The sequence below is a fragment of the Fructobacillus sp. ESL1117 genome (assembly GCF_058508565.1).
Map to the genome: position 1 here is coordinate 352,561 of NZ_CP196385.1, position 17,579 is coordinate 370,139.

Consider the following 17,579-nt stretch of genomic DNA (forward strand, 5'->3'; position numbering starts at 1 on the left):
TCACTGTTTTATAATAAAAATTGACTATTCTAAAGTAAAAGTAAAAGTCGGAGGAGGGTTTGATGAATAACTCAAATGCTAAGGAACACTACAAAATGTATAAATCCGGCAAGCAGTGGCTCTTTGCTACCATTACCACCATTGCTCTTGCCGGAGTATTAGGGGTGGTTCAGTCCGGGACCCATCTTGATAATCAGGTAGCGGCTGATACCACGGGGACAACAACTAATGGATTTGATACGACCCCCTACGTGCCAAAGGGCGATCAATCTGGTTTGGGTTCAGTGAGTTTTAGCTCCAAACGCGAGGCACTGATTGGAAAATATGTGGATGCTCTACCGGTTCAAACCAACGTTGCCGCAGATCCGAACAATGCAAGTCAATCGATTAATTACCAAATTAAAAATGTTTATGTGTACTTAAACCCTAATAACATTGTTAATGGGCAGCCGCAGTTAGTTGCTGTTTATGTTCCGGGTAAAACCTCGATTTCGATTTCACCCAATGGGACTCAAAATACCGTTTCGGTTGATATTGGGCAGAACACAGGGCAGTGGAATAATACTGCCTTGCAAGGTTCGATAGCAAATGGGTCAGCAGATACTGGTTGGAATAATATTAAGCAGGTTTATACCCCTGTTGGCAGTTGGCAAGATTTTCAAGTCCCTAGTCTTAGTGACAGCGATGCTGCTAAGTATAACGCCATTCGTTTGTCTTTTGTTTCAAATAAAAATGTTGGTGGTGCCAGTGGAAACCAGGATTACTACCTTAACTTGAACGTTAAGTTTGAAAACGACGCCACGTTGCAACAAGAAATTGCACAGCAAACTCAAGATCAAAAGACGTTGGATGGCTACCGACAAACTGATATCTCGGCACTGGCTAATCAAGGAGACCAAACCAAGACAACCATCTCAAATGATAAGACTTTGACAGCCGCGCAGAAACAGGCCGCTGAAAATCAAGTGGACGCGAATGTTCAAGCAGCACAAGCAAAACTGAATGATACTAGTTATTTGAAGGACTATGCTGCGAATAAGGCTGCTGCTCAGGCTTTGGCTACGCAGTATACATCCGGTAAACCGGTTGATCAGCAACGTAGTGATGAACAAGCAGCACTGACACAGGCTGCTCAGACGCAAACACAGTTAATTGATGCTGATAATGGTTTGACGACCGCTCAAAAAAACAGTCAAAAGGCTGCCATTACAACTGCTTTGAACAATGCTACGCAGGCCTTAAATAATGCAACTGATGCTGATGACATCCAAAATGTTGCTAATAGCGCTGATGCAAGTGCAATTAATAACGGTTATCAAAAGAGTACGACGACACCTGCGCAGCAGCGAGATTCTGCCGTTGCTAACCAAGAGGCAGCTGTGAATGATGCAACTGGAACGAATGGTAAAATCAATTCTGATCCGACTTTGTCAACGGCCGATCGTCAGGCGCGGATTCAAGCCATCAACGATGCCCTGAATACATTAAAGAATTTACCTGATAGCGCGACAGCGCAGAACGTTGCAGATGCTCAGGCAGCAGTTCAAAAAGCCATCAGTGATGGCGAAACTTCAGGAACATCTGTTGACCAACAAAAGACTAATGCAATTGCAAAGTTTAAGGCAGATAACAATGTTGACCAGAAATTACAAGACATCGCTAATGATCCGACTTTAACAGATGTTGAAAAAGCTAGCCAGACAAAGGCAATTACTGATGCAGTTGCCAGTGTTACTAGCAAGATTAATAATGCGACGGATGCTGACGGCATTAACAATGCAGCGGGAGATACAACAGCTGCTGCAACAATTGCTGGTGCCCACCAATCCGCTTCATCCGCTACACAAGCGCAACGACAGCAGGCAGCTTTGTCTGCCGTCACAACTGCTCAACAGCAGGCCAAAGATGCAGTTGATACTGATGCAAACCTAACAACTCAAGAAAAAAGCGATCAAAAGGCGGCAATTGATGCGGCAGCTGCGCAATTAAACGCACAGATTACTGGTTCGGGTGCAACGGCGCAAAATGATGAAAATATCCAAAATAATGCGGCAACAAACTTAAGCGCTTTACACCAGGTTGGTCAAGACCTGTCAGATCGCAAAACGACTGCTGCTCAACAAATTCAAACTCAAGCAGACAGTGCCATAGCAACAATTAAGAATTCAACTTTGCCTGAAAATGAACAGGAAGAACAGATCAAATCTATTCAGGCAGCGGCTGATAGCGCAAAAGCAAAAATTCAAGCAGCTGCTACGGCTGACGATGTCGTGGCAGATTTGAAGAGTGGTAGCCAGACTTTAACAGATTTGGTGAATGCTCAAACCGCCGCAACTACCCAGATTAATGCTGCTGCCACTACGGCCAAGAACGCCATTGATCAAGAAAGTGGCTTAACTGACACAGAAAAAGCTAATCAAAAGACGGCCGTTGATAATGCGGCAGCTGCTGCTAAAGCTCAAGCCAATGCTGCAACTGACGCTAATGACGTGACGACTGCTGCTCAGAGTGGTCAAAATCTGATTAACGGCTTGAACCAAGACAAGAGCACAGCCCGTAACAACGTTGATACGAGTGCTCAAAACGCAAAGGATCAAGTAAACAATAATCAAAACTTGACGCAGGCACAAAAAGATCAGTTGAATACAGCCATTGATAATGCGGCAGCTGCTGCGAAGAATACCATTGATCAAGCGACAACGACTGATGGTGTGACCAACGGCCAAAATGCTGCAGACTTAACGACTGCGGTTAATAATGCTAATAACCCAGCACAAGTAAGTGGCTTAGCAGATGGTGGTTACCAGACACTGGCTGATAAGCAAAAGCAGTTGACAGGCTCAATTGATACTGCTGCTCAGCAGGCCAAAGATGCCATTGATCAAGAAGCTGGTTTGACTGATACAGAAAAAGCCAATCAAAAGGCGGCCATTGATAATGCGGCAACGACTGCTAAGCAGAATGTAACCAATGCACAAAATGCTCAAGCAGCTGCAGATGCCGCTCAGAGTGGTCAAAATCTGATTAGTGGCTTGAACCAAGACAAGAGTAATGCCTATAGCAGTGTTGGTCAGCAAGCTCAAGACGCTCATACGGCTGTTAACAATAATCAAAACTTGACGCAGGCACAAAAAGATCAGTTGAACACGGCCATTGATACTGCGGCAGCTGCTGCGAAGAATACCATTGATCAAGCGACAACCACTGATGGTGTGACCAACGGCCAAAATGCTGCAGACTTAACGACTGCGGTTAATAATGCTAACAACCCAGCACAAGTAAGTGGCTTAGCAGATGGTGGTTACCAGACACTGGCTGATAAGCAAAAGCAGTTGACAGGCTCAATTGATACTGCTGCTACTACGGCCAAAAATGCCATTGATCAAGAAACTGGCTTAACTGATACGGAAAAAACTAATCAAAAGGCGGCCATTGATAACGCGGCAACGACTGCTAAGCAGAATGTAACCAATGCGCAAAATGCTCAAGCAGCTGCGGATGCTGCTCAGAGTGGTCAAAATCTGATTAACGGCTTGAACCAAGACAAGAGCACAGCCCGTAACAACGTTGATACGAGTGCTCAAAACGCAAAGGATCAAGTAAACAATAATCAAAACTTGACGCAGGCACAAAAAGATCAGTTGAACACGGCCATTGATACTGCGGCAGCTGCTGCGAAGAATACCATTGATCAAGCGACAACCACTGATGGTGTGACCAACGGCCAAAATGCTGCAGACTTAACGACTGCGGTTAATAATGCTAACAACCCAGCACAAGTAAGTGGCTTAGCAGATGGTGGTTACCAGACACTGGCTGATAAGCAAAAGCAGTTGACAGGCTCAATTGATACTGCTGCTCAGCAGGCCAAAGATGCCATTGATCAAGAAGCTGGTTTGACTGATACAGAAAAAGCCAATCAAAAGGCGGCCATTGATAATGCGGCAACGACTGCTAAGCAGAATGTAACCAATGCACAAAATGCTCAAGCAGCTGCAGATGCCGCTCAGAGTGGTCAAAATCTGATTAGTGGCTTGAACCAAGACAAGAGTAATGCCTATAGCAGTGTTGGTCAGCAAGCTCAAGACGCTCATACGGCTGTTAACAATAATCAAAACTTGACGCAGGCACAAAAAGATCAGTTGAACACGGCCATTGATACTGCGGCAGCTGCTGCGAAGAATACCATTGATCAAGCGACAACCACTGATGGTGTGACCAACGGCCAAAATGCTGCAGACTTAACGACTGCGGTTAATAATGCTAACAACCCAGCACAAGTAAGTGGCTTAGCAGATGGTGGTTACCAGACACTGGCTGATAAGCAAAAGCAGTTGACAGGCTCAATTGATACTGCTGCTACTACGGCCAAAAATGCCATTGATCAAGAAACTGGCTTAACTGATACGGAAAAAACTAATCAAAAGGCGGCCATTGATAACGCGGCAACGACTGCTAAGCAGAATGTAACCAATGCGCAAAATGCTCAAGCAGCTGCGGATGCTGCTCAGAGTGGTCAAAATCTGATTAACGGCTTGAACCAAGACAAGAGCACAGCCCGTAACAACGTTGATACGAGTGCTCAAAACGCAAAGGATCAAGTAAACAATAATCAAAACTTGACGCAGGCACAAAAAGATCAGTTGAACACGGCCATTGATACTGCGGCAGCTGCTGCGAAGAATACCATTGATCAAGCGACAACCACTGATGGTGTGACCAACGGCCAAAATGCTGCAGACTTAACGACTGCGGTTAATAATGCTAACAACCCAGCACAAGTAAGTGGCTTAGCAGATGGTGGTTACCAGACACTGGCTGATAAGCAAAAGCAGTTGACAGGCTCAATTGATACTGCTGCTACTACGGCCAAAAATGCCATTGATCAAGAAACTGGCTTAACTGATACGGAAAAAACTAATCAAAAGGCGGCCATTGATAACGCGGCAACGACTGCTAAGCAGAATGTAACCAATGCGCAAAATGCTCAAGCAGCTGCGGATGCTGCTCAGAGTGGTCAAAATCTGATTAACGGCTTGAACCAAGACAAGAGCACAGCCCGTAACAACGTTGATACGAGTGCTCAAAACGCAAAGGATCAAGTAAACAATAATCAAAACTTGACGCAGGCACAAAAAGATCAGTTGAACACGGCCATTGATACTGCGGCAGCTGCTGCGAAGAATACCATTGATCAAGCGACAACCACTGATGGTGTGACCAACGGCCAAAATGCTGCAGACTTAACGACTGCGGTTAATAATGCTAACAACCCAGCACAAGTAAGTGGCTTAGCAGATGGTGGTTACCAGACACTGGCTGATAAGCAAAAGCAGTTGGCAGGCTCAATCGATACTGCCGCTACTGCCGCCAAAAATGCCATTGATCAAGAAACTGGCTTAACTGATACGGAAAAAACTAATCAAAAGGCGGCCATTGATAACGCGGCAACGACTGCTAAGCAGAATGTAACCAATGCGCAAAATGCTCAAGCAGCTGCGGATGCTGCTCAGAGTGGTCAAAATCTGATTAACGGCTTGAACCAAGACAAGAGCACAGCCCGTAACAACGTTGATACGAGTGCTCAAAACGCAAAGGATCAAGTAAACAATAATCAAAACTTGACGCAGGCACAAAAAGATCAGTTGAATACAGCCATTGATAATGCGGCAGCTGCTGCGAAGAATACCATTGATCAAGCGACAACCACTGATGGTGTGACCAACGGCCAAAATGCTGCAGACTTAACGACTGCGGTTAATAATGCTAACAACCCAGCACAAGTAAGTGGCTTAGCAGATGGTGGTTACCAGACGTTGACTGATAAGCAAAAGCAGTTGGCAGGCTCAATCGATACTGCCGCTACTGCCGCCAAAAATGCCATTGATCAAGAAACTGGTTTGACTGATACAGAAAAAGCCAATCAAAAGGCGGCCATTGATAATGCGGCAACGACTGCTAAGCAGAATGTAACCAATGCACAAAATGCTCAAGCAGCTGCAGATGCCGCTCAGAGTGGTCAAAATCTGATTAGTGGCTTGAACCAAGACAAGAGTAATGCCTATAGCAGTGTTGGTCAGCAAGCTCAAGACGCTCATACGGCTGTTAACAATAATCAAAACTTGACGCAGGCACAAAAAGATCAGTTGAACACGGCCATTGATACTGCGGCAGCTGCTGCGAAGAATACCATTGATCAAGCGACAACCACTGATGGTGTGACCAACGGCCAAAATGCTGCAGACTTAACGACTGCGGTTAATAATGCTAACAACCCAGCACAAGTAAGTGGCTTAGCAGATGGTGGTTACCAGACACTGGCTGATAAGCAAAAGCAGTTGACAGGCTCAATTGATACTGCTGCTACTACGGCCAAAAATGCCATTGATCAAGAAACTGGCTTAACTGATACGGAAAAAACTAATCAAAAGGCGGCCATTGATAACGCGGCAACGACTGCTAAGCAGAATGTAACCAATGCGCAAAATGCTCAAGCAGCTGCGGATGCTGCTCAGAGTGGTCAAAATCTGATTAACGGCTTGAACCAAGACAAGAGCACAGCCCGTAACAACGTTGATACGAGTGCTCAAAACGCAAAGGATCAAGTAAACAATAATCAAAACTTGACGCAGGCACAAAAAGATCAGTTGAACACGGCCATTGATACTGCGGCAGCTGCTGCGAAGAATACCATTGATCAAGCGACAACCACTGATGGTGTGACCAACGGCCAAAATGCTGCAGACTTAACGACTGCGGTTAATAATGCTAACAACCCAGCACAAGTAAGTGGCTTAGCAGATGGTGGTTACCAGACACTGGCTGATAAGCAAAAGCAGTTGGCAGGCTCAATCGATACTGCCGCTACTGCCGCCAAAAATGCCATTGATCAAGAAACTGGCTTAACTGATACGGAAAAAACTAATCAAAAGGCGGCCATTGATAACGCGGCAACGACTGCTAAGCAGAATGTAACCAATGCGCAAAATGCTCAAGCAGCTGCGGATGCTGCTCAGAGTGGTCAAAATCTGATTAACGGCTTGAACCAAGACAAGAGCACAGCCCGTAACAACGTTGATACGAGTGCTCAAAACGCAAAGGATCAAGTAAACAATAATCAAAACTTGACGCAGGCACAAAAAGATCAGTTGAATACGGCCATTGATAACGCGGCAGCTGCTGCAAAGAATACTATTGATCAAGCCACAACCGCTGATGGTGTGACCAACGGCCAAAATGCTGCAGACTTAACGACTGCGGTTAATAATGCTAACAACCCAGCACAAGTAAGTGGCTTAGCAGATGGTGGTTACCAGACACTGGCTGATAAGCAAAAGCAGTTGACAGGCTCAATTGATACTGCTGCTACTACGGCCAAAAACGCCATTGATCAAGAAGCTGGCTTAAGTGATACAGAAAAAGCCAATCAAAAGGCGGCCATTGATAATGCGGCAACGACTGCTAAGCAGAATGTAACCAATGCACAAAATGCTCAAGCAGCTGCAGATGTTGCTCAGAGTGGTCAAAATCTGATTAATGCTCAAAAAGATGCTGATAATACTTTGGCTCAAAAAGCAACGGCTGGTCGTGATGCGATTAACAATAATGCGGCTTTGAATGACTCAGGTGATGTGAATGATGTTAATTCGAAAGCCTATGCCTTGCAAGACTTTAATAACAAGGTAGCTGCTGCTCAAAGTAGTATCAATGCAGCAGCAAAACCGGCTGATGCTACAAATGCAGTGGCAACTGGTTCTGACTTGGATACAGCCATGAATACTTTGACAGCTAATAAGCAAATTGATGATGCAGCCAAGGATGCGAAGGCTAAAATTGAAGCAGATCCAAACTTATCTGCAGCTGATAAGCAGGCGCAAGAAGCAATCGTTGACCAGCAAGCAAAAACTAGTAAAGCTGCTGCTGAGACGGCTGCTCACAATCAAGATTCGACCGTCTTGAACCAGGTAGTTGCAACTGCTAAAACGAACTTTAGTGACTTAGCAGATGCCAAGCGTGCTGCTGATGATGCTTTGGCTTCAAAGGTACAGGACGCAACAGCTGCGATTAATAGCAATATTGATTTGACAGACGCTCAAAAGCAAAGCCGGTTAAATGACTTGGCTAAAGCGCAACAGGCGGCCCAAGACGCAATTAATGCTGCCACTACAACAACAGATGCTAGCTCAGCTTCGGATGACAAGAGTACTTTTTCTCAAGCTGCCGATACCGTCCAAAACTTTGATAATGTGCCATCCTTGAGCAACCAGAAGGAAGCTGCACTAAGGGCTGTTCAAACAGCGGCACAACAAGCTAAGGATAGTATTGACCAAAATACTACTTTATCAGCGACGAGCAAAGCTGCCCAAAAGGCAGGTATTGATAAGCTTGAGGCAGAACAAGAACAAACGATTAATCAATCGAATGATGCTCAGCATTTGAGTGATAATCAGTCTGCTGGTGAACAAGCAGTGACGGATTTGGCTCAAAATATGACTGCTGCAAGTGATGCAATTGCCACGAAGATTGCGGATTTGAATACAGCTATTGATGACAATAGTAGCTTAACAGCTGACGAAAAGGCGAACCAAAAAGCTGCTTTGGTTAAGGCTAGTCAGGTTTCTCAAAATCAAATTGACGGTTCTAAGGATGCTGCGACAGCTGCTGCTGCACAACAACCCAGTTTGACTGCTTTAGATAATCTGAATAATTCTAAGGTAGTGGCCTATACTAATATCAATCAAGCTTATGAACAAGCATTGAAGGATATTGATCAGGATCAAAACTTAGATCAGACAGCTAAAGACGCTCAAAAAGCCGCTGTTCAAGCAGCTATGCAGGCTGCCACAGACAAAATTGATAATGCGCTTGCTCCATCTGGTTCGACAGATGGTTCGGATGTCCAAGCTCTTGCAAGTCAAGTTACTGGTAATTTGATGAATCTGAATCAAGACAAGGACTCGGCCCGGCAAAAACTGCAAAATCAAGCTGACCAGGTGATTAATGCTATTCAATCAGATTCAAACCTCTCAGATGCTGAAAAGGCTGACCAGATTCAGAATATTAAAGCAGCTGTTACCAAGGCACAGGGGCAGATTGATGCTGGACTGACGCCAGAAAATGTCAATGCTGTGCCTGATTCTAATGAAGTTCAGCAAAAAGTGACAAATGGGCATCAACAGGCAACCGACACTTTAGCACAACAAAAGCAAAATGCATTGTCTGTGTTAGAAAACCAGGCTGCTCAGATGAAAGCCGCTATTAATAGTGATAACACGTTATCAACTAATGAGAAGGCAAACCAAATTGCTGCCATTGAAAAATCGTTGACTGATGCTAAGAACGATGTCAATACTGCTTCAACAGCTCAACAGGTCTTAGATGCTAAGCTCAACACAACCAACCAAATGGAAAAAGCGCATCAACCCGGTATTGATTTGCCAGCACAAAAGGCTGCTGCTATTGCATCAATTGATCAAAAAGCAAATGCTATTCGTGCTCAAATCTTTAACGATCCAAACTTGACACAAGATCAAAAAAATGAAGACTATGCGAAGTTGGATGCAGCAGTAGCTAAGGCTAAGGCTGAAGTTAATGGTGCGTTGAATGCTGATACTATTTTGTCTGGCTTGGATTATGGTACTACTCAAGCGGAAATATCATATAAGAAGGATGTCCAACAACAGTATGAAAGCGCTAAAGCACTCGCTGACCGACAAGCAGCTGTGCAAGCGGTACCGTATAAGAAAGATGTCCAACAGCAGTATGAAAGCGCTAAAGTGGAAGTACCGTATAAGAAGGATGTCCAACAAAAGCATGAAAGTGCTAAAGCGCAGACTGACCGACAAGCAACTGCGAAAACGAGGGTTGCCCGCTTTTCCTCGGCTAACGCAGTTGGTCTGGTTTCACTGTTGACGCTGTCAGGATTGATGCTCTTCTTTGCTCGACGTAAGAGGAATGAGGACTAACTTTCATTTTAAAGTACTATTATTTTTTAGAATAAACACCTTTGATTGTAAAAAATGAATTGAAGGGTAATGAATACCCCGGAAGTTATGATAACTTCCGGGGTATTTTTATATTATAAAATTGACAATCATGGCAACGTTGCATGAAATGATTATGCTGACCTATTAGTACACTTGATTAGAGCGCAGCAAGAAATTCAGTATTAAATCAAAACAAGGCAACTACTACTTAAACTAGCAAACTTAAAGTTTAGTAATTCTAGGGTTTTAAAAAATAATATAAGTACTATACTGTAGCTACATTAAAACATCTAAAAATTCTTTAGCGAGTTCTGTTTTCTAAAGAGTGTGACTTTGGTTTTTGATATACGAACTATTTTTAATGTTCAAAAGTTAAGAGTTTGTATACTAAATTCAGTTCTGTTTAAAGAGATTGCAGTTTAATCTGTTAACTCATAAAATATTTGTAAATTATAATTTTGTTGAAAAGCTGGTAAAAAATTAATGCCTTCATAGATTCTTAAGGCTTTTATTATGGATGTGTTTATGTTGATACCTCCATAGCAATATTAGTCGTAAGCAAAACAAAACGTTATCAGAAAAAATGTGAATTAATGATATGTCTGTAAATGAGGATGAATAATGAAGAAAATAGGAACAGATTTTCTTGAAACTAAAAGATTATTTCTAAGGCCACTTACTGTGAATGATGCTCCTCAAATGTTTGAAAATTGGGCATCTGATTCCGTTTCAACACATTTTTTAACCTGGAAGCACTATAAGAGTCTAGAGAGCGTTAGACGTAGCATTAAAACTCGAGAGAAAAAATATTTGTTATCTGATTTTTATGATTGGGGAATAGTCATAAAGGACACTAATACTTTAATCGGCACAATAACCGTAGTTAATAAAGATAATCGTTTAAGAATGTTCGAAATTGGTTATGTTATCGGAAAATCATGGTGGGGGAAGGGTTACCTTCCTGAAGCATTACATAGTATAGTTAATTATCTTTTTAACACTACCGATGTAAGACGTATTGAAGCAAAATGCGATATTCGTAATCAACGATCACAAAGAGTTTTAAAAAAATGTGGCTTTGTTTTTGAAGGAACTTTAAGACAAAGAAGCTATAGTAATACAGGAATTAGTGATTCATGTATGTATTCATTATTAAAAAAAGAATGGATAAAAAAGACGCAGTTGTTAGGAGATTAAATAGAGAATATGGGAATGAAATCCAAATTTCTGATGGAAAACAACGATCTTTTGAAACAATGTAGCCAAACATTTTGTTGATGTTACAATCAAAATGTGAATTTGTGTTAAATAAGATTAAATTAAATTCAAGTTAATTGGTTAGGAGGTTCGGCTTTTTATGCAATTAAAGCTCAAAAAAGGTGACGAAATTAGAATCATATCTCCAAGTTCTTCAATAGAACGTGTTGGTGGTTTTGAAGAAAATTTAATTGCCCAACAAAGATTAGAAAATTTAGGATTTAAAGTAACTTTTGGAAAACATATTCTTGAAAATGATGAATTTTACTCCAGTAGCATCGCATCAAGGGTTTCAGATTTTCATGATGCATTCATTGACAAAAATGTTAAGGCAATTATGACCACTATTGGTGGTTTTAATTCTAATGAATTATTAACACAAATTGATTGGGAGATTGTTCGCTCAAATCCTAAAATGTTTTTTGGATATTCCGACGCTACCAGTTTGCATAATGCAATTCGCGCCATGACACATCAAATCACATACTATGGTCCATGCTATTCTTCATTCAAAATGGATGAATTGCAGGAATACCAAACAACAGAATGGCTAAAGGCATCTTTAAATGATTCCTTTAAGTTAGAGCCTAGCGATTTTTGGACTAGTGATTTGTGGTTTGACACGACTTTACCACGACATCCATTGGTTAACAAATGGAAAGTATATAATGTCGGAGAAGCTACTGGTATATCGACTGGAGGAAACATTCAGACATATTGTTTACAAGCTGGAACGCCATATTTTCCGAAAACAGAAGATCCTATTATTTTCATCGAGCAAGCAGAGGGTGGTGAACCACTAGAATTTTTACGGGAATTGGCCCAAATCTTACAAATACATACTGATATAAAAGCACTTATAATAGGAAGATTTCCTACTATCAATGCGATGAATGAAGAGAAGCTGCATTCAGTTTTAGATAAATTTTCAATTTTAAAGAAGATACCAGTAATATATGATTTAGATTTTGGGCATACTCAACCAATTTTCACTGTACCATTGGGACAAAGTATCAAAGTGAACGCGCTTAACAGTAACAAAATTGAGGTTATTGTGCAAGAAAGTTAGATTTTTGAAAGAATTTTTTTGTATTTTGAGTGTCTTTAAAGGATTAGGTGTTAAGGGAATTCTTGGAAAAAACAGTTAAACCATTAATTTTTATCGATATTGCTAATAGCCACAATCCGGATTTTCTGGCTGAAATGACCAACCAACGAGACAATAATTTAAATCAATTAATTTGCCTTCCTGAAATAGGAAGTTTTTATTTTAAATACGTGGTGTTTCAGTAGTTATTGATAAAACGACCAGAATAATAAAGGAAGGTATAATTGTGGTAGCACACGCTAGTAATATTGGTCAAATTTGTACTGGTTAAATTCTTGAGACATCTTACTTTACATAATATATATTATCGAAAGTTAACTATCAGTGAGGATTATCAACCCCCCAATCATATATTTCGTTAAAAATGTATGATCTACCTGGCGTTTCGATAAATTGCCAATGTTTTGTTGCTGTTTTGTTAATAGTCAGTTTTAATCACCAACTTTGATAGAGTTTTGATAAAATGAATTGTACATAACCTTATCGATTGTGAAGGCAAAATATATCAAGGTGAACACTATCAAAAAAATAAAGAAGCAACTTAATATTTTTATTAAAAAACATAATTTAAAAAGACATATATCTTTGAAAGCAGATCGAGTGGTTCTATATAATTTATTCAGTACAGTGCCTAATTCAATGTTCGCCGTGATAAAAATTACAATCGGTTTAGTGCTTTGGTCATTGTGGTTTTTAATTTTTGGCTTCTACTATCTAATTCTGTTAGCCATCCGTTCTTATTTTTTATTTCGTTATAAACAGGTTAGAATAGCTAATTTTTCAAATTTAGAACGTAGAAAATTAGAAGAAATATACTTACGTGAAGGTGGCATTTTCTATTCAATTTTAGGCTTGGTTTTGGTGGGACTGTCAACGTTTATGTTTGTTCATGGTCAACCTCAAAATTATAATCATAATATTGTCTTGTTCATAGCATTAATTGGTTTTATAAAAATCGTTACATCAGTTATTGGTTGGATAAATTCTCGACAATTCAATAGTCCAATTATTTCTTATCTTAAAGCACTTAATTTAGCTGACGGATTGGTTGCAATTGTAATGACACAGTACGCTTTGTTATCTTATAAACATTCTGAGTTTGCTTCTTCTTCCACAGGACTTTTTGGCATCTGTATTGGTTTTGTACTGATCATTGTCGGTATAGCTATTAGTACTCGTTTTTTTAGAAAATCATTAAAAAAAGAGGTGCTTAAAAAGTGATTGAGATCAATCAAGGCCGTCACTGCTTATGATTACGCCCCCCAAGGCAACATTATCACCCTTACCCCCTTTCAGGATTGCTTCCGTCTTAACTTAATTTCTATAACAACCATCACGTACCCAAGATTGACAATTATTCTAAAAAAGGTTGTTAATTTTAAAAAAGCAAATGCTAAAATGAGGTTCCCAAAAACTTTATGAACGTTTTTGGAAACCTCATTTTTTACATATTAATTAATTAGAGTAATGATTAGCTAGTTAACGCTAATTAATGCTTTAAATCAACCAACCGGTTAACCGTTCAACAAAAACGGGATCATTATGATCAAAGAAAGCAGATTCTTTTTTGTCCAAACCCTTGATTAAATCCATGTCTTCTTCTGAAAGATTAAAGTCAAAAACATCAAAATTTTCGCGTATCCGTTCCTCATGAACAGATTTGGCTAAAACAACAATGTTTCTTTGTATTAACCATCTTAAAACAACTTGCCCAACTGTCTTGTTATATTTCTTACCAATTTCCTGCAAAACCTGGTTGTGAAATAGGTCTAACCGGCCCTCAGCGAATGGCGCCCACGCTTCTGGTTGAACAGAATATTTTTTATTCCACTCTTGATCTTTTTCACGTTGGTTCCATGGATTAAATTCGATCTGATTAACTTGCGGGGTTGTTTCAACTAATTTTGCAAATTCAACAATTTTTCCTGCATCAAAATTCGAAACACCAATCGACCGCAATGTTCCTGCATCTAGAGCCCTTTCCATTGCACGCCAAGCACCATAAATGTCACCATAAGGTTGATGCAACAATAGCAGATCTAAATAATCAAGTTGCATTTTCTGTAAACGTTCGTTAATTGCATTCTCAGCATTTTGCTCTTTGTACTCATTTATCCAAAGTTTAGTTGTAATAAATAAATCTTCGCGCTGAACGATTCCTGCATTGATGGCCTCTTTAACAGCTTCTCCCACTTCGATTTCGTTTTGATACGCACCCGCTGTATCAATTAAACGATAGCCAATCTTAATGGCATGCAGGACGGCCTCTTTAGTTTCATTTTCAGGAATTTGGTAAACACCAAACCCTAATTTTGGCATTTTAACGTTATTGTTTAATGTTGAGTACTCCATCAATTCATTTCCTTTCTAACATAGCAATACTTTTTCAATCAAAATATCAGAAAAAATTTTTCTCATTGTCAACCATTTAAAATTTGGTCTAAATGCAAGTAATTTTTTCTTACACAGACTATTAAACACCTTGAAGCGAGCTCCAAGTCAAGTTAATATTACTGATTTTGAGTTCTTCTTTTCATATGTTAATCAAGACATCAGAAAAGCAATGTTGCTTTGACAACCGCGCTGCCCTAGCAAACCAAAGCAACGGCGACTGAACTTAATAGTTATTGAATAACCATAATCAGCAGCTAGCGAAAAAGGAAGAATTCTTATCAAGAATTCTTCCTTTTGGCAACAGTTATTTAATTAGTCGCTGTGCTGACAAGCCCTATTTACAAGGTCCAAATTTTGTCAACTGCTTTGATGATTACTGCTAGTGCTTCTTTTTCTTATTTTTAGCTAAGAATAAGAGTGTTAACGAAGCAAACAAAGACACGGGTGCAAATTTTTCAACGCGACTTTGCGGAGCTGTGTCAGCAGTATCAGGTAGCGCATGCTCAGCTTCTTGTTGGTTAACAGCTACTGTATTATTTTTTGCGGCTAATGGAACGGCGCTTGTAGCAACGTGTTGCGCTTCTTGTGCACTCTGTTGAACCTGGGACTGGTTACTCTGTTGGTTTTGCTGAGTGTTAGATTGACCATCATTGTTTGGAATTGATGCTGGTGCTTGTACTGTAACTTGGATGCTTTTACTTGTAGTTAGCCCGTAAGAATTGGTTACTTGATAAACAACTGTATAAGTTCCAGCTACTTGAGGATTGACTTGATTTTGGGTAACAGTGATCTGCTTGGTTAAATCAACACGACCACTGCCATCATTTTGTTGATCAAAAGCACTCACCTGTGCCAGTGCATCAAATTGATCACCTTGGGTAATGGTCTGGTTATTGGCAACGATTTCTGGCTGCACTGGGTCAACCCAGTTAACGGTAATTGTCCCAGTACCATTAAACTGACCCCGGGCACCAGACCATTGATAAGATAATACAGTATTCGTGGTGTTATCAGTTGGTACCGCAATCGTAAGAGATTTCACTCCAGTAAATGATTGATCGGCAAGCTGTTTACCGGAAATAGTTTGTCCGTTGTAAAGGTTAACACTCTGAATTGTATTTGAAAGCTGACTAATCGTCAAAGTGTTCCCCTGCGGGTCACTTTGACCATTGTAATAAGACTGATTACCCACTTGAATTTCATCATCATAAGAACTGGTTTTAATCGGCAAAGCAATATCAATTGTCGGTTGATTTGATCGAACGGCGGTTACTGTTTCTTGATGGTGTTGATTTTGGGCAGTCGTCTGGAATAACAGCTGGAAACCATTCATAAAGCTAATATCGCCTAGTTGGTTGTTATCAATTTGGAAAACATGTAAATCTGGATAACGATTATAGAGCCCCGTCATAACGGTAATATCACTAATATTATTATTATTGATAGCAAGCCACTTCAATTTCGTCAAGGGAGAATCCTTAAAAGCATCAATATTGCTAAGCTGATTATTATTAGCAAATAAATATTGAATATTGGTGATTTGGGCCTTGGTAATCGGCGTAATATCACTAATCTGGTTGTAGCTAGCATCTATCGTTGTTATCGCTGGTAAATTAATATTTTGAATAACGCTGATATCAGAAAAATTATTATTAGCGATATTTAGTGTCTGAAGATGCGACATGGTAGTGCCAGTAAAGGGAGTTAAATCAGAAATCGAATTCCGATTAATATAAAGGGTTACCAAATTTTGGTTGTGTTCCGCCTGCTTGCGCAAAAAATTAGCATCACTCAAACCCAAACCAGTCAACTGAATGAACTTCAACTGGGTCAACTCATTAAATTCTGTAATTTTATCATCCGAAAGGACAGCAGAAATATCAGCAGATCCACTCTCATTGTCATACTGATAAGGGCTATCGCTCTGAGGGTAATAGCTGCTAATTGTGTTGTCATCATCGTCACTATTTTGCTTATAATTACCAATGACAGTGATACTTTCGAGATTTTTAGCATAGTGCAGGCCCTGTAGCGATTCAACCTTACCAGAAGTAATCTTAATTGCTTTGACTTGCTCCAAGTCGCTCACCGTTAGCTGGTCAGCTGACTTATTTAAGGCCGTCGCAAAAGCAGCTCGTAAAGTATTATCTGGTACCAATGCTTGGCCAATTAAAGTGGAATTGTCATTAGTTGTACCAACATTGGCTGAGTTACCCGTACCGGTAGACTGACTCGTACTGCTATCATCAGCAATGCGACTCGTCAATCCAGTACTATCATTCGTACTTTGACTGGAGCTATTTTCTGACTGGCTCGTTGAAGAGTTTGAATCAGTACTGGTGGATGTTTGACTAGTAGTTGCAGAACCTTCCCCACTATCAGTATTAGTTTGACTAGCAGAAATGGAACTTGACTCGTTTCCGCTATTCGTTTGGCTAGTAGTATTCGTTTGGCTAGTAGCTTGGCTAGCTACTGTTTCGTTGTTATTTTCTGTACTAGTAGCAGTTGCTGAAGTGCTATTCGATGTGTCTTGTTGCTTTGACGCCAAAGTGACGGTATTAGCTGTTTGCAGCGTATTTGCCGTTTCATCGGCCGAAGCGGTTAAATCATTGTTTAAACCAACAGCATGACCCTCTGTTTGCGTTAAAAACCCGGCACTAGTCAGGGTAGAAAAAGCGACGAAGAGCCACAATTTCTTGGAAGCCAGTAAAGGCTTTTCTTGTGGAATGATTTTTTTCATAAAAAACTCCTTTCACTATTCATATTAATGTTGTGTTTGTTGAAAAAATCAATTGATCATTTCTTCTTTGAGATTAAGAAAAACCAACTAGTCG

At 40.5% G+C, this 17,579-nt stretch carries 6 protein-coding genes; 4 read left to right on the top strand and 2 right to left on the bottom strand.

Going from position 1 to position 17,579, the window contains the following annotated elements; translation table 11 throughout:
• The first annotated feature begins 62 nt into the window (after positions 1 to 62).
• The 4 genes from ACSYSH_RS01465 to ACSYSH_RS01480 all read left to right on the top strand — a co-directional run bounded on the left by ACSYSH_RS01465 (position 63) and on the right by ACSYSH_RS01480 (position 13,572).
• The gene (locus ACSYSH_RS01465) at positions 63 to 9,965 is read left to right on the top strand and encodes a DUF1542 domain-containing protein (RefSeq protein ID WP_491702550.1); all 9,903 of its coding nucleotides are present in this window, start codon (positions 63 to 65) and stop codon (positions 9,963 to 9,965) included.
• A gap of 642 nt (positions 9,966 to 10,607) precedes the next feature.
• Positions 10,608 to 11,183, top strand: a complete 576-nt coding sequence (locus ACSYSH_RS01470; RefSeq protein WP_491702549.1) for a GNAT family N-acetyltransferase — start codon at positions 10,608 to 10,610, stop codon at positions 11,181 to 11,183.
• Between the two features lie 160 nt (positions 11,184 to 11,343).
• The gene (locus ACSYSH_RS01475) at positions 11,344 to 12,312 is read left to right on the top strand and encodes a S66 family peptidase (protein ID WP_491702548.1); all 969 of its coding nucleotides are present in this window, start codon (positions 11,344 to 11,346) and stop codon (positions 12,310 to 12,312) included.
• 624 nt (positions 12,313 to 12,936) lie between these two features.
• Positions 12,937 to 13,572: a hypothetical protein gene (locus tag ACSYSH_RS01480; protein ID WP_491706151.1), complete on the top strand. Its 636-nt coding sequence runs from the start codon at positions 12,937 to 12,939 to the stop codon at positions 13,570 to 13,572.
• 276 nt (positions 13,573 to 13,848) lie between these two features.
• Here ACSYSH_RS01480 and ACSYSH_RS01485 read toward each other — a convergent pair whose 3' ends face one another.
• Together ACSYSH_RS01485 and ACSYSH_RS01490 are read right to left on the bottom strand one after the other, a co-directional pair.
• Positions 13,849 to 14,703 carry an aldo/keto reductase gene (locus tag ACSYSH_RS01485; RefSeq protein WP_491702546.1) on the bottom strand — a complete coding sequence of 285 codons (855 nt, stop codon included), beginning with the start codon at positions 14,701 to 14,703 and terminating at the stop codon, positions 13,849 to 13,851.
• A gap of 421 nt (positions 14,704 to 15,124) precedes the next feature.
• Positions 15,125 to 17,485, bottom strand: a complete 2,361-nt coding sequence (locus tag ACSYSH_RS01490; RefSeq protein WP_491702545.1) for a leucine-rich repeat domain-containing protein — start codon at positions 17,483 to 17,485, stop codon at positions 15,125 to 15,127.
• Positions 17,486 to 17,579: the final 94 nt, after the last annotated feature.